The organism is Kribbella shirazensis, assembly GCF_011761605.1.
GTDB lineage: Bacteria > Actinomycetota > Actinomycetes > Propionibacteriales > Kribbellaceae > Kribbella > Kribbella shirazensis.
On the sequence record NZ_JAASRO010000001.1, the window covers coordinates 3,825,681 to 3,843,927 of the forward strand.

Below are 18,247 nucleotides of genomic sequence, written 5' to 3' on the forward strand. Positions count from 1 at the left end.
AGAATGAAGGCACTGTTTCCAGGGACCTTCGACCCGCCCACCGTCGGCCATCTCGACATCGTCACCCGGGCGGCCGCCGCCTTCGACGAGCTGATCGTGGCGACCGGGGTGAACCAGTCGAAGAACCGGCTGTTCGCGCCGCAGGAGCGGATCGAGATGCTCACCGAACTCGTCGAGCCGTTCCCGAACGTCCGGGTCGGCACCTTCGAGGGGCTGCTGGTCGACTACTGCCGGGCCGAGGGCGCCGGGGTGATCGTGAAGGGCCTGCGGTCGGCCGCCGACTACGACTACGAGCTGCAGATGGCGCAGCTGAACCGGCGGATGACGGGCGTCGACACCCTGTTCTTCCCGACCGCGCCGGAGAACGCTTTCATCTCCTCCAGCTGGGTCAAGGAGATCGCCCGGCTCGGCGGCGACGTGAGCACGTTCGTGACCCCGGCCGTTCACTCCCGGTTACTGAACACCCTCTAGGCTCCCCCGGATTGGGCGGTACGCCGGGGAGTTGGTAGTCTTGACAACCGGTCTCGACGAGACCGAGATCTTGCCTGCCCACGCCTGAAAGGTTTGCCCTGAGCGTCCTGGACCCGCGGTCCCCACTCGTGATCGACACGCACGAGCTGACACGCCGCGCCGGGTCCCAACGCGAAGTCACCTTCACGGCGCCGGCGCCGGCAGATCTCGGAATCGACGTGATCGGCGTCCCCGAAGGCGATCCGATCCAGTTCGATCTACGACTGGAATCGGTGGTCGAAGGGGTGCTCGTCACCGGAACGGCCCGCGGTCGTCTGGTCGGGGAGTGCGCGCGGTGCCTGGTCGATATCGAGGACGAGTTCCTCGCTGACGTCCAGGAACTGTACGTCTACCCGGAGAGTGAAGCCGAGCCGGACGAGGCCAGCCGGATGGAGGGCGATCTGATCGACCTCGAGCCGGTGCTGAGGGACCAGGTGGTGCTCGCACTGCCGTTCCAGCCGCTGTGTACGGACGACTGTCCGGGTCTCTGCCCCGAGTGCGGGGTACGCCTGGCGGACGAGCCCGGCCACACGCACGAGGAGCGGACCGACCCACGCTGGGCCGCCCTCGGCGGGCTGCTCGAGAACAACGAGCGGAACAACTGAACAGCTTCACCGCAGTACGCACCTGTCGAGACTGAGCCGGCCGGGTCCACCAGCCCCCGGCCGAACCGAGGAGTCATAACCGTGGCCGTTCCGAAGCGGAAGATGTCGCGCAGCAACACCCGCAGCCGCCGGGCCCAGTGGAAGACCACTGCCCCGTCGCTGGTCACCTGCGTGAACCCCGCCTGCCGCGCGAAGCACCTGCAGCACACCGTCTGCCCGAACTGCGGCCAGTACGGCGCCAAGGGTGAGCGTCGCCAGGTCGTCGAGAGCTAAACGGCACCACCCAGTGAACTCTGCCAACGAAACGGGGCTCTACGCCGAGCTGAACCAGCGGCTCGGCGTATCGCTGGCTGACGAACTGCTGGAGCACGCCTTCACCCACCGCTCGTACGCGTACGAGAACGGTGGGTTGCCGACGAACGAGCGGCTGGAGTTCCTCGGGGACTCCGTGCTCGGCGTCATCGTCACGGAGTCGCTGTTCCGGAACCACCCCGACCTGTCCGAGGGCCGACTGGCCAAGCTTCGGGCCGCGGTGGTCAACATGCGTGCGCTCGCGGGGGTCGCCCGCGAGCTCAAGCTGGGCAAGTACCTGCGCCTCGGCCGCGGTGAGGAAGCCACCGGTGGCCGGGACAAGTCGTCGATCCTCGCCGACTGCGTCGAGGCGCTGATCGGTGCCGTCTACCTGGACCGCGGCTTCGAGGTCGCGGGCGGCGTGGTGCACCGGCTGTTCGACGACCTGATGGAGTCGTCGGCCCGGCTGGGCGCCGGCCTGGACTGGAAGACCTCGCTGCAGGAGTTGGTCGCCCAGCTCGGCGTGGGCGTGCCGGAGTACGTGATCGCGGAGTCCGGACCGGACCACGCGAAGACGTTCGAGGCGCGGGTCCGGATCGGCTCCGACACCTACGGTCACGGCATCGGCCGGAGCAAGAAGGAAGCCGAGCAGCAGGCCGCCGAGACCGCCTGGAAGGCCCTGCGCGCCGCGCACCCCGACAGCGTGGACCCCTCGCAGCAGCCCTGAGGTGCCCGAGCTTCCCGAAGTAGAAGTCGTGCGGCGGGGTCTGGCCGGGTTCACCACCGGCCGGACCATCGAAACCGTCGAGGTCCTGCATCCCCGCCCGGTACGGCGTCATGCCGCCGGGCCGGAGGATTTCGTGTCCCGGCTCAAGGGCCAGGTGTTCGCCGAACCGGCCCGGCGCGGGAAGTACCTGTGGCTCCCGCTCACGTCGGGTGACGCCGTCCTGACGCATCTCGGGATGAGCGGCCAGTTCCGGGTCCAGCCGGTCGGCGCGCCCGACGAACCGCATCTGAGGGTCCGGTTCCGGTTCGCCGACGACGGCGGAGAGGTCCGTTTTGTGGACCAGCGGATGTTCGGTGGTCTGTCGTACTCCGAGGGCGGCGCGGACCTGCCCGGCGAGATCGCGCACATCGGCCGCGACCCGTTCGATCCTTTGTTCGACACCGACGCGGTGACCGCGAAGATCCGGCGCCGCAGGACCGGCCTCAAGCGGGCGCTGCTGGACCAGACCGCGGTCAGCGGCATCGGGAACATCTACGCCGACGAGGCGCTGTGGCGGGCCAAGCTGCACTACGCCCGGGCCACCGAAACGCTGAAACCCTTGCAGATAAGGGCGATCCTCGAGCAGGCGCGGGCCGTGATGGCCGAGGCGCTGACCGTTGGTGGCACCAGCTTCGATGCCCTGTACGTCAACGTGAACGGGGAATCCGGGTACTTCGAGCGCGGTCTGAACGTCTACGGGCAGGAGGGATCGCCGTGCCCGCGGGACGGCCGCCCGATCCGTCGCGAGCCGTTCATGAACCGTTCGTCGTACCGGTGCCCGAGATGTCAGCCCGTCCCGCGCCACGTGCGCTGGTGAGCGAGGTATCGTTAATAACTGTGGCCCAGGTTGACCGGTCGGTGTCGGCGGTGTCACCCTGAAAGACGGCACACATTTTCGGCGCTCCCTCGTGACCCCATGCGGAGCGCAACAGGCCAGAACCCTTCCGGAGGACAGCACAATGGCCAAGGCTCTTCTAGGGCATCTTGGAGGCACTGACCCGCGCATGCTCGAGCAGGTTCGTCTGCTCAACCGGCGTGTCGCCGATCTGGAGGCGCACGTGATGCGGCTCCAGGCAGAGAACGACCACCTCGTCGCACAGATCCACGAGGGTCGGCTGCTGACCGTCGACGAGGCCCTGCGCGCTCCCGCTTCGGTCTGAACCCCAGAGATCGATCTCGACCGTCCGCACTACCAACGGCGGTGGCCCCCGTCCGGGCCTCCGCCGCTTGTGTGTCAACGCCCTGTCTGTTCACCGAATGTTGTCCTCGCTTTCGCCCGGCCACTCTGAAAGGCCCGGCTTCCGCAGGTTCCCGCGAATCTCTTTGTAGACTGCGAAGCGGAACTACTTCCCCCGGGTAGCGGCAGCGTCATAGGCAGTTACGACGGTTCCTTCGGTATCGTCTGTCCTTTCACGGGTTGGAGAGCTTCGCCTTGTACCTGAAGAGCATGACGCTCCGAGGTTTCAAGTCGTTCGCGTCCGCGACGACGATGAACTTCGAACCAGGCATCACCTGCATCGTCGGGCCGAACGGCTCCGGCAAGTCGAACGTCGTCGACGCGCTGGCCTGGGTGATGGGTGAGCAGGGCGCCAAGTCGCTGCGCGGCGGCAAGATGGAGGACGTCATCTTCGCCGGCACCTCCGGCCGCTCCCCGCTGGGCCGCGCCGAGGTCGTCCTCACCATCGACAACACCGACGGCGCGCTGCCGATCGAGTACGCCGAGGTGACGATCAGCCGGACGATGTTCCGCAACGGCGGGTCCGACTACCAGATCAACGGCCAGAACTGCCGCCTGCTCGACGTCCAGGAGCTGCTCAGCGACTCCGGTATCGGCCGCGAGATGCACGTCATCGTCGGTCAGGGCCAGCTGGACTCGATCCTGCGCGCCACGCCGGAAGGCCGGCGCGGGTTCGTCGAGGAGGCCGCCGGCGTCCTGAAGCACCGCAAGCGCAAGGAAAAGGCGATCCGGAAGCTGGAGGCCACCGAGGGCAACCTGCACCGGCTCGGCGACCTGATCACCGAGATCCGCCGCCAGCTCAAGCCGCTCGGACGCCAGGCGGAGGTGGCGCGCCGGGCGGTGACGATCCAGGCGGAGGTCCGGGACGGCCGCGCCCGGCTGCTCGCCGACGACATCGTCCAGGCACAGTCCGCGCTCGAGGCCGAGCTGCGGGACGAGGCCCGGCTGACCGAGCGCCGTACCGAGACCGAGGCCAAGCTGCGCGAAGCCCGCGAGCTGGAGGCGGAGCTCGAGGACGCCCTCCGTGAGGACGCCCCGGCGCTGCAGGCCGCCCAGGACACCTGGTACCAGCTGTCCGGCTTCGGCGAGAAGATCAAGGGTACGGCGCGGATCGCCGCGGACCGGATCCGTTCGCTGAACGACGAGGCCGAGGACGGGCCGCGCTCGGGTCGTGACCCGGAGGAGCTCGAACTGGAGGCCGCCCGGGTCCGCGAGACCGAGGCGCAGATCGAGGCCGAGGTCGAGGCGCACTCCGAGCTGCTCGCCGAGGCGATCGAGAGCCGCCAGCAACTGGAGGCCCAGGAGGCCGAGGAGGAGCGCCGGATCTCGGCGCTGATCAGGGCCGCCGCCGACCGCCGCGAGGGCCTGGCCAGGCTGACCGGCCAGGTGAACGCGCTGAAGAGCCGCGCGGCCGCCGCCGAGTCCGAGATCGGCCGGCTCGCCAGCAACAAGCGTGAGGCCGAGGAGCGGGCCGCCAAGGCGCAGCACGACTTCACCGCGCTGGAGACCCAGGTCGCCGGGCTGGACGCCGGCGAGAAGGGGCTCGACGACCAGTACGAGGCCGCCCAGGCGGTCCTGGACGAGCTGGACGAGCGGCTGGCGAAGCTGCGGGCCGAGGAGCGCGACGCCGAGCGCGAGCGCACCGGTCTGGCCGCGCGGAAGGAAGCCCTCGAGCTCGGCCTGAACCGCAAGGACGGCGCCGGCGCACTGCTGGCCGCCTCCGAGCAGGTCAACGGGCTGATGGGTTCGGTCGCCGCCCTGCTGAGCGTGCGGTCCGGGTACGAGACCGCGATCGCGGCGGCGCTCGGTGAGGCCGCGGACGCGGTCGCCGTCACCCACACCGATGCCGCTCTGCACGCGGTCGGTCACCTGAAGGAGCACGACCTGGGCCGGGCCGGGATGCTCCTCGGCGACGCCCCGACCGACGACTACGCCGCCTGGCCGGCGTTGCCGTACGGCGCGTCGTACGCCGTGGACGTCGTGGAGTGCCCCGACACGCTGCGCCCCGCGCTGCGGCGGCTGCTGCGCAAGGTCGCGGTGGTGGACGACGTCGACGCGGCGCGAGCGCTGGTGCGGGACCTGCCCGACGTCACGTGTACGACGCGTGCGGGCGACGTACTGGGAGCGCACTTCGCGTACGGCGGGTCCGATGCGGCGCCGAGCCTGATCGAGGTGCAGTCCGCGGTCGACGAGGCGACGGAGAAGCTGACCGAGGCGACGGCGCGCAGCGAGCGGCTGCGGTTCGAGCTGCAGGCGCTGGAGGACGAGCGGGCGCGGCAGAAGGAGTCCGTCGAGATCACGCTGGCCCGGCTGCACGAGTCGGACGCGGCGATGGCCGCGGTGGCGGAGCAGTTGGCGCACTTCGGGTCGCTGGCCAAGGCGTCCCGCGGCGAGGCGCAGCGGATGGCCGAGGCGATCGCGGCGGCCGAGGAGGAGCGCGACAGGAACCTGTCCGGCCTGGCCGAGCTCGAAGAGCGGCTGATGGACGCCGAGGCGTTCGACGAGGACGGCGACGAGCCGGACACGTCGGAGCGCGACCGGCTGGCCGAGGCGGCCAAGGCGGGGCGTGCGACCGAGATGGAGGCGCGGCTGGCGCTGCGGACCACCGAGGAGCGGGCGCGGGCGCTGTCCGGCCGGGCCGACTCGCTGGAGCGGGCGGCGCGGCAGGAGCGCGAGGCGCGGGCGCGGGCGATCGCCCGGGCGGCGCGGCGGGCCCGGCAGGCGGAGGCGGCGCAGGCCGTGCATCTGGCCGCCGGTCACGTACTGGCCCGGCTGGAGTCCTCGCTGCAGCTGGCCGCGGCCGAGCGGGCGGCGATCCAGGCGCAGCGGGCCGACCGCGAGCAGGCCCTGGCACAGGCCAGGTCCGCGACGCGGAACCTGAGCTCCGAGCTGGAGCAGCTGACCAACACGGTGCACCGGGACGCGCTGGCGCGGGCCGAGCAGAAGATGCGACTCGAGGCGCTGTACGAGAAGGCGCTGGGCGAGCTCGGCATCGAGGTGGATGCGCTCGTCGCGGAGTACGGCCCGGACAAGCTGGTGCCGCCGCTGCCGAAGGCCGGCGACGACGAAACGCTGGAGCTGGAGGGCGAGCCGTTCGACCGGACCAAGGTCGAGAAGCGGCTCAAGCAGGCCGAGCGTGCGCTCAACCAGCTCGGGAAGATCAACCCGCTCGCGCTCGAGGAGTTCGAGGCGATGGAGGAACGGCACCGGTTCCTCTCCGAGCAGCTCGACGACCTGAAGAAGTCCCGCCGCGACCTGATGGACATCGTCAAGGAGGTCGACGAGCGGGTCGAGCAGGTCTTCACCCAGGCGTACCGCGATGTCGAGGTCGCGTTCGAGCACGTGTTCAGCCGGCTGTTCCCGGGTGGTGAGGGCCGGCTCGTGCTGACCGACCCTGAGGACATGCTCACCACCGGTATCGACGTCGAGGCGCGCCCGCCGGGCAAGAAGGTCAAGCGGCTGTCGCTGCTGTCCGGTGGCGAGCGGTCACTGGTCGCGGTCGCGTTCCTGGTCGCGCTGTTCAAGGCGCGCCCGTCGCCGTTCTACATCCTCGATGAGGTCGAGGCCGCGCTGGACGACACCAACCTCGGCCGTCTGCTGGAGATCTACGAGGAGCTCCGCGAGAACAGCCAGCTCCTGGTCATCACGCACCAGAAGCGCACGATGGAGGTCGCGGACGCCCTCTACGGCGTCACGATGCGCGGCGACGGCGTTTCGTCGGTCATCTCCCAGCGCATCCGCGAACCCGAACCGGTCTGACCGGTCTGGCCGTCGGGCCGGCGGTCAGGCGGTGATGGTCATCGAGGCCAGTTCGTCGTTCTGGACGTCGAAGGTGAAGTGGGACGGGCCGTTGAAGCCGTCGCCGCCGACCTGGGTGAGGATCGTCAACGGGTTGCCGGCGGTGCTGACCTCGGTGCCGGTGAAGGTGACGTTCTTGCCGATGAGTTCGTTGTCGCTCCAGGAGCGGATGCGGTCGTGGCCGCGGAACTCGCGGCCCCAGTCGTTCACGTAGCCGTCCGCGGCGAACGCCGCCACGAACGCGTCGTTGTCCAGGGCGTCGATCGCGTCGAGCGCACGCCGGACCGCTGCGGGGATCTCTTCGCTCATGCCGCCGACGATATCCCTCCGGGTTGAACCGATCGGCGCATCCGCACGTGTCGCGGGTGTCGACCGAGGAGGTTCTGATGAAGGGGATGGCAGGTGTGCTGACGGCAGTGTTGACGGCTGTGGTGCTCGGGGTCGCGGCGCTGACGGCGTGCGGCGACGACGGCTCCGGCGCGGCGCCGGGCAGCACCACGGCGCCGAGCCCGGCGGCGGTAGCGCTGGCCACCGCGACCGTCGGTGACTACGGCAAGGTCATTGTCGACGGCAACGGCCGCACCGTGTACGTGTTCGACAAGGACACTTCCGGTACGTCGAACTGCTCCGGCGACTGCCTCGCCAAGTGGCCAGCGGTACCGGCAGGCGACGGTACGCCGCAGTTCGACGGCATCGACGCCTCGCTGGTCAGCACCATCACCCGCGCGGACGGAACCAAGCAGCTCGCGGTCAAGGGCCTTCCGTTGTACCTGTTCGCCGGCGACGGTCGCCCCGGCGAGGCCAAGGGCCAGGCGGTCGGCGGAGTGTGGTGGGTCGTCGGCGCGGACGGCCAGAAGGTCACCACCCAACCGGGTGGTTCCGGCGATGGCTACGGCTACTGAAGCTCTGCTGGTGTTGGTACCGGCGAATCCCGGTATCGTGCGGTCGGTGGGTGAGACCCGAGGGCCGCAGGATGCCGAGACCCTCATCCGTGCCCTGTACGCCGAGCACGGGCGCAGTCTGCTGGCGTACGCGACCCGGCTGACCGGAGACCGTGCCGCGGCCGAGGACGTCGTACAGGAAACACTGCTGCGGGCCTGGAAGCATGCGGACGACCTGACCTCCGGGAAGGGGTCGGTGCGGGGCTGGCTGCTGACTGTGGTGCGCAATCTGGTCACCGATCGAGCCCGTGCCCGTGCGGTACGCCCGGCGGAGGTGGCCGACGTGGCGGACAAGCCACCGGTCGAGGGGGACCACTCGGAGTCCGTCGTGAACACCATGGTGGTGATGGACGCGCTCGACAAGGTGTCGCCCGAGCATCGCGAAGTACTCGTGCAGCTGTACTACCGCGGCCGGTCCGTGGCGGAGGCTGCGAAAGAACTGGGTGTCCCGCCGGGTACGGTGAAATCGCGTTCTTACTACGCCCTCCGAGCTCTGCGCGCGGTGTTGGCAGAGAAAGCAGCGGAGGTGTCCCATGACTGAGCATGACCGTACGCAGCTGGGCGCCTACGCCCTGGGCGCACTGGAGCCGGCTGAGGCTGCAGAGGTCGATGCGCATCTGGCGACCTGTGCTGAGTGCCGGGACGAGCTGGCTGAGCTGACCGAGCTGAAGGAGTTGCTCGGTGAGGTGCCGCCGGAGGCGTTCCTGGAGGGGCCGCCTGAGGGTGGTGACCTGCTACTGCAGCGCACGCTCCGGGAGGTACGTCCTCGCAAGCGTCGCTCGCGCTGGCTGTTGATCGCGGCCGCGGCAGTCGTCGTAGCGGGAGCACTGGGCGGAGGTGTCGCACTCGGACGCGCGACAGCGCCGGAGGAAACCAACCAGCCGGTGGCAGGGGCCAAGCAGGTCACGACGTCGGACAGCGCTACGGGTGCCACGATGGCCGCCACTGTGGAGCCGCGGTCCGGCTGGACCTGGGTGCGGGTGCAGGTGAAGGGGCTGAAGGCAGGGGATCAGTGCGAGATGGTCATCACCGACAAGACCGGCGAGACGTGGATCGCGGGCAGTTGGCTGGTGTCGGAGAAGGCCGCGAAGGACGGGAGCACGTTCGGTGGGGGTGTGGTGATCCCGCCGGACCAGGTGCGGTCTGTGGAGATTAGAACCGTCCAGGGCAAGCATGTGGTGACAGCCACGATCTGACGCGGTTGCGGGACACGAGAGGATGGAGCTGTGGCTACTACCTCCGAGGACCTGCGAGAGCGCCGGAAGAACGCGGCCGAGAGCTGCGAGCGCTGGCTGTCGAACAGGCGCGTACCGGTACCGGACCGACTGCGGCAGCTCGCCGAAGTCGCGACAGACGACCAGGTCGATGTCTATGGCAACGGTGGCGAGGTAGCAGCGCTGGAGCAGGAGGTGGCCGAGCTGCTGGGCAAGCCGGCCGCAGTGTTCGTGCCGACCGGCATCATGGCCCAGCAGAGCGTACTGCGGGTTTACGCCGACCGTGCAGGCACCGACCGGGTTGCAGTACACGGACTGGCTCACCTGCTGGTGCACGAGCTGAACGCGCTGGAAGAGGTGCATCACCTGCGCATCGAGCGGCTGACGTCAGAGCCGCGTCAGCCCCGCCCGGACGAGCTGGCCGCGATTCCCGGCAAGCTGGCCGCCGTGACGTTGGAGCTGCCGCTGCGCGACGCCGGATTCGTGCTGCCGACGTGGGACGAGCTCGTGGTGTTCTCCGAGTCCTGTGCGAAGCGCGGCGTACCGCTGCATCTCGACGGGGCGCGACTCTGGGAGAGCACGCCGTACCTCGACCACAGCCTGGCTGAGATCTCTGCGCTGGCGTCGACCGTGTACGTCTCGTTCTACAAGGTGCTCGGCGGTATCAGCGGTGCGGCACTCGCGGGGCCCGAGGACGTGGTCGCGGAGGTACGCCGGTGGCAGCGGCGACTGGGCGGCAACCTGTACTCGCTGTTCCCGTACGCCGTGTCCGCGCGGAACGGACTGCGCACAGTGCTCCCGCTGATGGACGACCTGCACCAGCGGGCCGTCGAGGTCGCAATGGCCTTGCAGAGCGAGGGATTCCGGGTCTTCCCGGAGCCGCCGCACACCAACTCGTTCCGGGTCTACGCGCCGCGTTCCGCGGAGGCGATCGAGCTGGCGGCGGTCGAACGGATGGAGCGGACCCGCGAGGCGCTGTGCGGTCCGTGGCAGGTGGCCGACGTCCCTGGGTGGTCGTGGGTCGAGCTGGTGATGATGCCCGCCACGCTGGAGTGGCAGATCGACGAAATCGCCAAGGCCTTTGGGGAACTTCTGGCGCGCTGAGGACGTCTGGCACTGTGTTGGGTTGGGGATTCGGGGAGAGAAGTGCTGACATTCGTCGTCACCATGGTGGTTCTGCTGGTTCTGTCGGGCCTTGTGCTGCTGGCCGTAGCGCGAGGTGAAGGGAAGCATTTCGGGTAGCCTCGCAGCATGCGCCGGCTGATCTTCCAGGAGTATGTGACGCTCGACGGGTACGCCGCGGGGCTGGACGGGGGACTCGAGTTCTTCGACGCGATCGGTGCGCACCCGGACGAGGACAATCTCGACCTGCTCGACAGCGTCGACACGATGCTGCTGGGGGCCGAGACCTACCGCTTGTTCGCGGGGTTCTGGCCGACCGAGGCGGCGGCCGAGGAGCCGATCGCGGCGAAGCTCAACGCGCTACGGCTGGTCGTGGTGTCGACGACCCTGGCCAGTGCGCCGTGGGGTTCGTACGAGCCGGGCCTGGTCGTCCGGGACCTGGACGCGGTGCGCGCGCTCAAGGCGGAGCAGACCGGCAAGGACATCATTCTGTGGGGCAGCATCACGCTGTTCCAGTCGCTGCTGCGGGCCGGGTTGGTGGACGAGGTACAGCTGCGGATCTGCCCGGTGCTGCTGGGCGCGGGGAAGAGTGCGTTCCCGGCGGGCGGGTCGCCGGTCGGCCTCGACCTGATCGAGGCGCGTCCGTGGGGCACGGGCGGCGTCCTGGTCCGGTACCGGCCGACCAGCTGAACCGGCCGGATTGAGCCGGCCGACTAGCTGACCGCGTCGACGATCGCTGTGACGATCGGGGCGGCGATGGTGATCGTGGGCAGGACGAGGAGCGCGGCCGCGCCGGCGTAGGTGACGGCGGACAGGGTGCGTTCGTTGGGTGCTGGTCCGGCCAGGCGCTGCACCCGGAGGACCGTGGCGGACTTCGATGCGGCCAGAGCGGCGTCCGGGGCTGGTGCACCGGCCAGTGCCACCAGCGCGCGGGCCAGGGGACGCGGACCGGTACGACGCCGGGCGTCGTCGTCGGCGAGCAGCTCGACCAGGGTGCGCGCCTGCTCCAGCGCAACGTCGCTACGCACCCACCGCGGGAACGCATGGTGCAGCGCGGTGAACTCCTCCAGCACCAGGTCGTGGCGAGCTCGCAGGTGTGCCTGCTCGTGAGCAAGCACTGCCTTCAGCTCGCCGTCGTCCAGTCGGTCCAGTGCGCCGACAGACACGACCACCCGGGCACCACGCAGCGCCGGCAGGCAGTAGGCAAGCGGCGTCTCCTCAGCCAGCACCCGCAGTCCAGGGATCAGCCCGTCCGGTGTGGCCAGTACGTCGACCAGATCGCGGTGCCGCCTGCGTCGGGCCCGCGTACCGACTGCTACGCGACCAACAGCCCAGAGGAGCCGCACGACGACCGATGCGACCATCGCGAGGATGGCTGCGGCCAGCAGGTCCCGTGGCGACGACGGGTCGAACCGCGGCTCACCGGGCCGTCCGGCGATGTAGTAGGAGAGTGCGATGCCGGCGCCGAGAGCTGCCAGGACCGCGGCCAGCGCGATCGCCTGCCAGAGGATGACCGCAGCGCGGGGGACCCGGTAGGGCCAGTCGGAGCGAGCCAGCAGAGCCGGAGCTGGGCCGGTGAGCACCAGCGCCAGAACCGCCAGCAGGACCGGGGTGATCACCCCGTCGGCTCCTGGTCTTCCAGCCGCGACAGCGCCTCACGGAGCAGCGCTGCCTCCTCGCCGGACACCTGACCGACGAAACGGACCAGAGCCTCCCGCCTGTCTCCCGCACGGTCCAGCGCGTCCCGCATCAGGTCGGCGGCCAGCTCCTCACGTGGCGCGGCGGCCCGGTAACGCCAGGCCTTGCCGTCGCGCTCGCGCTCGGTCAGCTTCTTCTTCGCCAGCCGGTCCAGAACGGTCATCACGGTGGTGTAGGCGAGCTCGCGCGTACCGGCCAGCTGCTCGTGCACCTCGCGCACGGTCAACGCCGACGGCGCCGCCCAGAGCTGCTCCATCACCAGCCGCTCCAGGTCGCCCAAGGGACGCGGGGCCTTCTCCTCACTCGCCACGTGACCAGTATAACTACACGTCGTAGTAGATCCACGCTAGCATCTACTACGACACGTCGTAGATGCCCTCGGGAGGACTTGTGGACACCCTGGATCTGGCCCGCTGGCAGTTCGCGATCACCACCGTGTACCACTTCTTCTTCGTGCCGGTGACGATCTCGCTGGTCGCGATCACCGCCGGCCTGCAGACCGCCTGGTACCGGACCGGGAAGGAGAAGTACCTCCGGCTGACGAAGTTCTACGGGAAGCTGTTCCTGATCAACATCGCGATGGGTGTCGTCACCGGCCTGGTCCAGGAGTTCCAGTTCGGGATGAACTGGAGCGACTACTCGCGGTTCGTCGGCGACGTCTTCGGCGCACCGCTGGCGCTCGAGGGCCTGCTGGCGTTCTTCCTCGAGTCGACGTTCATCGGCCTGTGGATGTTCGGCTGGGACCGGCTGCCGAAGCTCGTCCATCTGGGCTGCATCTGGATGGTGGTGCTCGGCACGCAACTGTCGGCGTACTTCATCCTCGCCGCCAACTCGTGGATGCAGAACCCGGTCGGCTTCCGGTACAACGCTGCCCGGGGCCGGGCGGAGCTGACGGACCTGTGGGCGGTGCTGACCAACAAGGTCGTCCTGGTCACCTACCCGCACACGATCTTCGCCGCGTTCATGGTCGGCGGCGCGTTCGTGGCCGGTGTCGCGCTGTGGCACCTGGTACGGCGTCCCGGTGTCGACAAGGACGTGTTCCGCTCGGCGCTGAAGATCGGCGCGTCCGTCGTACTGGTCGCCAGTGCCGGTGTGGCGATCAGCGGTGACCTGCAGGGCAAGGTGATGACCGAGGTGCAGCCGATGAAGATGGCCGCGGCCGAGGCGCTCTACGAGACCGAGCAGCCGGCGTCGTTCTCGGTGTTCACGGTCGGCACGCTGGACGGGTCGAAGGAGATCTTCTCGATCAAGGTGCCGTATCTGCTGTCCTTCCTCGCCACCGGGCACTTCGACGGCGAGGTGAAGGGGATCAACTCGCTGCAGGAGGCGTACGAGCAGCTGTACGGCCCGGGGTCGTACAAGCCCAACATCCCGCTGACCTACTGGACGTTCCGGCTGATGATCGGGGTCGGGATGGCGTCCGCGGCGGTGGCGCTGTGGCTGCTGTGGACCACGCGTCGCGGCCGGGCTCCTGCGCGTTGGCTGGTGTGGCTGGCCGCTCCGCTGCCACTGCTGCCACTGCTGGCGAACACGTTCGGCTGGATCTTCACCGAGACCGGGCGGCAGCCGTGGCTGGTGTTCGGGTTGTTGCCGACGGCATCGGGTGTGTCGCCCGGTACGACGAGCGGTGAGGTGATCACCTCGCTGGTCGGGTTCACCGCGCTGTACGGCGTACTGGCGGTCGTCGAGACCAAGCTGCTGCTGCGAACGATCCGGGGCGGGCTGGCCGGTACCGACGGGCCGGCGGAGTCGCCGGACGAGTCACCCGACAAGGACGGCACGGCCGACAAGCCGCTGTCGTTCGCGTACTGAGGGGTTCGGGATGGAACTGACGACTGTGTGGTTCGTCGCGATCGCGACGCTGTGGACCGGGTACTTCGTGCTCGAGGGCTTCGACTTCGGAGTCGGGATGCTGTACCGCGTGCTCGGCCGCGACGAGCCGGAGCGGCGGGCCGCGATCAGTACGATCGGTCCGGTCTGGGACGGTAACGAGGTCTGGCTGATCATGGCGGGCGCGGCGACGTTCGCGGCGTTCCCGGAGTGGTACGCGACGCTCTTCAGCGGTTTCTACCTGCCGTTGTTCGCGATCCTGGTCGGGCTGATCCTGCGCGGTGTCGCGCTGGAGTACCGCGGCAAGCGGGACGATCCGGTGTGGCGTGCGCGGATGGACGCGATGATCGTGGTCGGGTCGGTGCTGCCGGCGCTGCTCTGGGGCGTTGCCTTCGGCAACATCGTGCGCGGCGTGCCCCTGGACGCCGATCACGAGTACGTCGGCGGTCTCGGCACACTGCTCAACCCGTTCGCCCTGCTCGGCGGCCTCACGTTCGTCGCCGTGTTCGTGACGCACGGCGCGATCTTCCTCGCCTTGCGGACAACCGGCGACCTGCGCGTTCGCGCCAACCGGCTCGCCACGCGCGCGGGTGCCGTCGCGGCCGTGCTCGCGATCGCCTTCCTGACCTGGGCGCAGGCGCTGCGCGGTGACACGATCTCCGCCGGCGTGGCGGTCGCCGCGGTCGTCGCCTTCGCCGGAGGGCTGGTGGCGAACGTACTGCGGCGCGAGGGCTGGGCCTTCGTCGGTACGACGTTCGCGATCGGACTGGCTGTGGTGTCGTTGTTCGTCGCGCTCTTCCCGGACGTGATGCCGTCCACGCTGGATCCGGCGTCGACGCTGACCGCGGTCGAGGCGGCGTCCTCGTCGTACACGTTGAAGGCGATGACGATCATCACGGCGATCTTCTTCCCGCTGGTGCTGCTCTACCAGGGGTGGACGTACTGGGTGTTCCGCAAGCGCGTGATCGTGGCAGCGTCGTGAAGCCTCTCGACCCGCGGCTGCTGAAGCGTGCCCGGGGCGCTCGGGTCTTCCTGGCGGCATCTGTACTGATCGGTGTCGCCAGCGGTGTGTTGATCGTCGTGCAGGCGGTACTGCTGGCACATGGCATCGCAGGTGTCGTACTGCGCGGCAGTGAGGTCAGCGCGGTGGCCTGGGGGCTGATCGCTGTGGTTGTGGGCCGGGCGTTGCTGGTGTGGGGACAGGAGGTAGTCGCGCAGCGTGCTGCGGCCGCAGTGAAGTCGACGTTGCGCCGACAGGTGCTGGAGCACTCGTTGAAGCTCGGACCCGTGTGGCTGAGCAGTGAACGCAGCAGTGCGCTGACAACTCTGCTGACGAAGGGCCTGGACGATCTGGACCCGTACTTCGCCCGCTACCTCCCGCAGCTCGTCCTGGCGTCCACCGTGCCGGCCGGGGTGATCGGTTGGATGGCAACGGGCGACCTGATTGCTGCCGGAACGGTACTGGTCACGCTGCCGCTGATCCCGATCTTCATGGCGCTGATCGGCTGGGTGACCCAGGCGCGCAGCCGCCGGCGTCAGCACGCGTTGGCGGTGTTGGCGCACCACTTCGCGGATGTGGTCGGTGGACTCACCACTCTGAAGTTGTTCGGCCGTGCGAAGGCGCAGGAGTCCGCCGTACGCCGGGTGACCGACCGGCACCGCGCCGCGTCGATGGGGAGCCTGCGGGTGGCGTTCCTGTCGTCGTTCGCGTTGGAGTTGCTGGCCAGTCTCTCGGTGGCGTTGGTCGCCGTGGGTGTCGGTCTGCGGCTGGTCGACGGGAATCTGGGGCTGGAGACGGCGTTGATGGTGCTGATCCTGGCGCCGGAGGCGTACCTGCCGCTGCGCCAGGTCGGCCTGCAGTTCCACGCGAGCGCGGACGGTGTCGCAGCGAGCGAAGAGGTGTTCCGCGTCCTGGAGACACCGCTGCCGGAGCGCGGCGACCGGGCCGACGTACCGGACCTGCGGGTGACTCCCTTGCATCTGTACGACGTGACGGTGACGTACCCCGGCCGTGACGAGCCGGCGCTGGACGGGTTCGATCTGGAGCTGCGGCCAGGGGAAGTGGTTGCGCTGACGGGGCCGAGCGGGGCAGGGAAGTCGACGGTACTGGCTGTGCTACTTGGGTTTGTGATGCCTCAGCGTGGTGTGGTTGTGGCCGGTGGCAGTGCGGCGGACGAGTTCGATCCGGTGGAGTGGCGGCGGCAGTTCGCGTGGGTGCCGCAGCGTCCTGGTCTACGGATGGGAACCGTCGCCGACAACGTGCGGCTCGGCCGGCCGGAGGCTTCGGACGACGAGATCCGCTTGGCGCTCCTGTCCGCTGGTGCCGCCGGTCTGCCGCTGGACAAGCTGGTGGGGGAGGAGGGGCAGCAACTGTCAGGCGGTCAGCAACGCCGCGTCGCGCTCGCCCGGGCGCTCCTGACCGACGCTCCGGTGCTACTGCTCGACGAACCAACAGCCGGGCTCGACGCCGACGCAGAAGCGGCCGTGATCACCGCACTGCGCTCCAGCGGCAAGACGGTCCTGATGGTCGCTCACCGCCCTGCCCTCATCGCATCCGCCGACCGAACAGTCACCGTTGGAGCCCGAGAGTTGGTGAACGCATGACAGGCTGGGAACTCGCCCGCCCGCAGCGCGGCGTCCTGTGGCGGTTGCTGTTGGCGCTGCTACTCGGTGTCGCAGCAGCGGGCTCGGCAGTGGCGCTGCTGGCCACCTCCGCGTGGCTGATCACGGCTGCCTCGGCACAACCACCTGTCTTGTTGTTGATGGTGCCGATCGTCGCAGTGCGTGCCTTCGGCGTCGGTCGCGGCGTCTTCCGGTACGTCGAGCGTCTGGTCGGCCACGACGCGGCGTACCGGGTGCTGGGGGAGACCCGCGCTCGCATCACCGGACGGCTCGAGAAGCTCGCGCCGCTGGCCTCGCAGCGGAAGGGCGATCTGCTCGCCCGGCTCGTGCTGGACGTGGATGCGGTCCTCGACTTCTGGCTGCGGGTTCTCCTGCCCGTTGCGGTCGCCGCTGTGACAGCTGCGGCCACAGTCGCCCTCCTGGCGTTGCTGCTCCCCGCAGCGGGCGCAGCGGTCGCGCTGGCGGTCCTGGTCGCGTGCACCGTCGTACCGTGGCTGACCGCCCGGACCGCTGCTCGTGCCGAGCGAAACGTGGCCGGAGCACGTGGTGACGTCGCAGCCACCGCCACCGAGACCCTGCTGACGGCGGCGGATGTGGTGGCCTACAACGCCATCGGCTCCGCGCTGGACGAGTTCAGCCGCCGCGACGCCCGCCTGGCAGCAGCCGAACGTCGATCCGCCTGGAGCAGCGGCCTCGGCAGCGCCCTGCTCGTCCTGTGCGTCGGCGGCGCCAGCGTGGCCGCACTGGTTCTCGGCAGTACTGCGGACATCACGGGCGCGGTCTTCGCGGTACTGGTCCTCACCCCGCTCGCACTGGCCGACGTACTCGGTGGAGTCCCAGCAGCCGCCCAGTTGGCGATCCGGGTACGCGCCTCTCTCGCCAGAGTCCAGGAGCTCGTCGACACCCCGGAGCCGGTCACCGAGCCGAGCGAGCCGTTGCCGCTGCCGACCGGACGCGATCTCCAGGTGAAGCTCCTGCGGGTCGGGTACGACGGCACCGACGTACTGGACGGGCTCAGTCTGGACATGCCTGCTGGTAGCCGGGTGGTGGTCACCGGTCCAAGTGGATCCGGCAAGAGCACGCTGGCGGCGGTCCTGCTGCGATTCCTCGAGCCGCGCGGGGGAGAGGTGCTGCTGGACGGTATGGACCTGACCAGGCTCGAGGGGGATCAGGTGCGGTCTGTTGTCGGCCTGCTGACGCAGGAGAGCCACGTGTTCGACACGAGCATCCGGGAGAACCTGCTGCTCGCGAAGCCTGGCGTGAGCGATCTGCAGCTGTGGAAGGCGCTCTACCGGGCCCGGCTCGGGGTCTTCGTCGAGAAGCTGCCGGACGGCCTCGACACGATGGTCGGGGAGCACGGTGCGCGGCTGTCCGGTGGCGAACGTCAGCGCCTCGCGTTCGCCCGGCTCCTGCTCGCCGACCGCGACGTACTCGTGCTGGACGAGCCGACCGAGCACCTGGACGAGGCAACCGGCCGGGCGTTGCTCGCCGACCTGTTCGCCGCGGCCGGAGACCGCACCGTCGTCCTCCTCACACACCGCCCGGACCTGGTCCCCGATCACATACCGCGACAGCTGGTGTGCCTGACGTGACAAATGCGTGCGGCGGGCCTG

The 18,247-nt window shown here is 69.3% G+C and carries 19 protein-coding genes; 16 read left to right on the forward strand and 3 right to left on the reverse strand.

Annotated features, from left to right (window positions below):
- Window positions 1-3 precede the first annotated feature (3 nt).
- The 7 genes from coaD to smc all read left to right on the forward strand — a co-directional run bounded on the left by coaD (window position 4) and on the right by smc (window position 7,168).
- Window positions 4-471, forward strand: a complete 468-nt coding sequence (gene coaD, locus BJY22_RS18725; RefSeq protein ID WP_167208502.1) for a pantetheine-phosphate adenylyltransferase — start codon at window positions 4-6, stop codon at window positions 469-471.
- A gap of 128 nt (window positions 472-599) precedes the next feature.
- A complete protein-coding gene (locus BJY22_RS18730) occupies window positions 600-1,115 on the forward strand; it encodes a YceD family protein (RefSeq protein ID WP_337758775.1) in 516 nt (171 codons plus the stop codon).
- Window positions 1,116-1,196: 81 nt separating this feature from the next.
- A complete protein-coding gene (rpmF, locus tag BJY22_RS18735) occupies window positions 1,197-1,388 on the forward strand; it encodes a 50S ribosomal protein L32 (protein WP_130387616.1) in 192 nt (63 codons plus the stop codon).
- Window positions 1,389-1,401: 13 nt separating this feature from the next.
- The gene (gene rnc, locus BJY22_RS18740) at window positions 1,402-2,133 is read left to right on the forward strand and encodes a ribonuclease III (protein ID WP_167208504.1); all 732 of its coding nucleotides are present in this window, start codon (window positions 1,402-1,404) and stop codon (window positions 2,131-2,133) included.
- A gap of 1 nt (window position 2,134) precedes the next feature.
- Entirely contained in the window at window positions 2,135-2,989 is an 855-nt protein-coding gene (gene mutM, locus BJY22_RS18745; RefSeq protein WP_167208506.1) for a bifunctional DNA-formamidopyrimidine glycosylase/DNA-(apurinic or apyrimidinic site) lyase, read from the forward strand.
- A gap of 187 nt (window positions 2,990-3,176) precedes the next feature.
- Window positions 3,177-3,332: a hypothetical protein gene (locus BJY22_RS18750; RefSeq protein WP_233715190.1), complete on the forward strand. Its 156-nt coding sequence runs from the start codon at window positions 3,177-3,179 to the stop codon at window positions 3,330-3,332.
- A 272-nt stretch (window positions 3,333-3,604) separates the two neighbouring features.
- Window positions 3,605-7,168 carry a chromosome segregation protein SMC gene (smc, locus tag BJY22_RS18755; RefSeq protein WP_167218400.1) on the forward strand — a complete coding sequence of 1,188 codons (3,564 nt, stop codon included), beginning with the start codon at window positions 3,605-3,607 and terminating at the stop codon, window positions 7,166-7,168.
- Window positions 7,169-7,192: 24 nt separating this feature from the next.
- Here smc and BJY22_RS18760 read toward each other — a convergent pair whose 3' ends face one another.
- Window positions 7,193-7,516, reverse strand: a complete 324-nt coding sequence (locus tag BJY22_RS18760) for a nuclear transport factor 2 family protein (RefSeq protein WP_167208508.1) — start codon at window positions 7,514-7,516, stop codon at window positions 7,193-7,195.
- Window positions 7,517-7,593: 77 nt separating this feature from the next.
- Here BJY22_RS18760 and BJY22_RS18765 point away from each other — a divergent pair, with 77 nt between their 5' ends.
- From BJY22_RS18765 to BJY22_RS18785, 5 genes are all read left to right on the forward strand, one after another.
- Window positions 7,594-8,109, forward strand: coding sequence for a COG4315 family predicted lipoprotein (locus tag BJY22_RS18765; protein ID WP_167208510.1), 516 nt, complete (start codon window positions 7,594-7,596; stop codon window positions 8,107-8,109).
- Window positions 8,110-8,155: 46 nt separating this feature from the next.
- Complete coding sequence (locus BJY22_RS18770; protein WP_337758776.1) at window positions 8,156-8,689, forward strand: sigma-70 family RNA polymerase sigma factor; 534 nt, start codon at window positions 8,156-8,158, stop codon at window positions 8,687-8,689.
- Window positions 8,682-9,344 carry an anti-sigma factor family protein gene (locus BJY22_RS18775; RefSeq protein WP_167208514.1) on the forward strand — a complete coding sequence of 221 codons (663 nt, stop codon included), beginning with the start codon at window positions 8,682-8,684 and terminating at the stop codon, window positions 9,342-9,344. The genes BJY22_RS18770 and BJY22_RS18775 overlap by 8 nt, the downstream gene beginning before the upstream one ends.
- Before the next feature lie 30 nt (window positions 9,345-9,374).
- The gene (locus tag BJY22_RS18780) at window positions 9,375-10,466 is read left to right on the forward strand and encodes a beta-eliminating lyase-related protein (RefSeq protein WP_167208516.1); all 1,092 of its coding nucleotides are present in this window, start codon (window positions 9,375-9,377) and stop codon (window positions 10,464-10,466) included.
- Between the two features lie 147 nt (window positions 10,467-10,613).
- A complete protein-coding gene (locus tag BJY22_RS18785) occupies window positions 10,614-11,174 on the forward strand; it encodes a dihydrofolate reductase family protein (protein WP_167208518.1) in 561 nt (186 codons plus the stop codon).
- 23 nt (window positions 11,175-11,197) lie between these two features.
- Here BJY22_RS18785 and BJY22_RS18790 read toward each other — a convergent pair whose 3' ends face one another.
- Both BJY22_RS18790 and BJY22_RS18795 read right to left on the reverse strand, forming a co-directional pair.
- Complete coding sequence (locus tag BJY22_RS18790) at window positions 11,198-12,103, reverse strand: M48 family metalloprotease (RefSeq protein ID WP_167208520.1); 906 nt, start codon at window positions 12,101-12,103, stop codon at window positions 11,198-11,200.
- On the reverse strand, window positions 12,100-12,492 hold the full coding sequence (locus tag BJY22_RS18795; RefSeq protein ID WP_167208522.1) for a BlaI/MecI/CopY family transcriptional regulator: 393 nt from the start codon (window positions 12,490-12,492) through the stop codon (window positions 12,100-12,102). Before BJY22_RS18795 ends, BJY22_RS18790 begins: the two co-directional genes overlap by 4 nt.
- 80 nt (window positions 12,493-12,572) lie before the next feature.
- Here BJY22_RS18795 and BJY22_RS18800 point away from each other — a divergent pair, with 80 nt between their 5' ends.
- The 4 genes from BJY22_RS18800 to cydC are packed head-to-tail and all read left to right on the forward strand — an operon-like array spanning window position 12,573 to window position 18,226.
- On the forward strand, window positions 12,573-13,994 hold the full coding sequence (locus tag BJY22_RS18800) for a cytochrome ubiquinol oxidase subunit I (protein WP_337758777.1): 1,422 nt from the start codon (window positions 12,573-12,575) through the stop codon (window positions 13,992-13,994).
- Window positions 13,995-14,004: 10 nt separating this feature from the next.
- Window positions 14,005-14,994: a cytochrome d ubiquinol oxidase subunit II gene (gene cydB, locus BJY22_RS18805; RefSeq protein ID WP_167208527.1), complete on the forward strand. Its 990-nt coding sequence runs from the start codon at window positions 14,005-14,007 to the stop codon at window positions 14,992-14,994.
- A complete protein-coding gene (cydD, locus tag BJY22_RS18810; RefSeq protein WP_167208529.1) occupies window positions 14,991-16,616 on the forward strand; it encodes a thiol reductant ABC exporter subunit CydD in 1,626 nt (541 codons plus the stop codon). Before cydB ends, cydD begins: the two co-directional genes overlap by 4 nt.
- On the forward strand, window positions 16,613-18,226 hold the full coding sequence (gene cydC / locus BJY22_RS18815) for a thiol reductant ABC exporter subunit CydC (RefSeq protein WP_167208531.1): 1,614 nt from the start codon (window positions 16,613-16,615) through the stop codon (window positions 18,224-18,226). The genes cydD and cydC overlap by 4 nt, the downstream gene beginning before the upstream one ends.
- The last annotated feature ends 21 nt before the right edge of the window (window positions 18,227-18,247 follow it).

Coding starts and splice junctions, on each gene's coding strand:
- coaD (WP_167208502.1), top strand. CDS start 4: ATGAAGGCACTGTTTCCAGGGACCTTCGACCCGCCCACCGTCGGCCAT.
- BJY22_RS18750 (WP_233715190.1), top strand. CDS start 3,177: ATGCTCGAGCAGGTTCGTCTGCTCAACCGGCGTGTCGCCGATCTGGAG.
- BJY22_RS18760 (WP_167208508.1), bottom strand. CDS start 7,516: ATGAGCGAAGAGATCCCCGCAGCGGTCCGGCGTGCGCTCGACGCGATC.
- BJY22_RS18765 (WP_167208510.1), top strand. CDS start 7,594: ATGAAGGGGATGGCAGGTGTGCTGACGGCAGTGTTGACGGCTGTGGTG.
- BJY22_RS18775 (WP_167208514.1), top strand. CDS start 8,682: ATGACTGAGCATGACCGTACGCAGCTGGGCGCCTACGCCCTGGGCGCA.
- BJY22_RS18785 (WP_167208518.1), top strand. CDS start 10,614: ATGCGCCGGCTGATCTTCCAGGAGTATGTGACGCTCGACGGGTACGCC.
- cydB (WP_167208527.1), top strand. CDS start 14,005: ATGGAACTGACGACTGTGTGGTTCGTCGCGATCGCGACGCTGTGGACC.
- cydC (WP_167208531.1), top strand. CDS start 16,613: ATGACAGGCTGGGAACTCGCCCGCCCGCAGCGCGGCGTCCTGTGGCGG.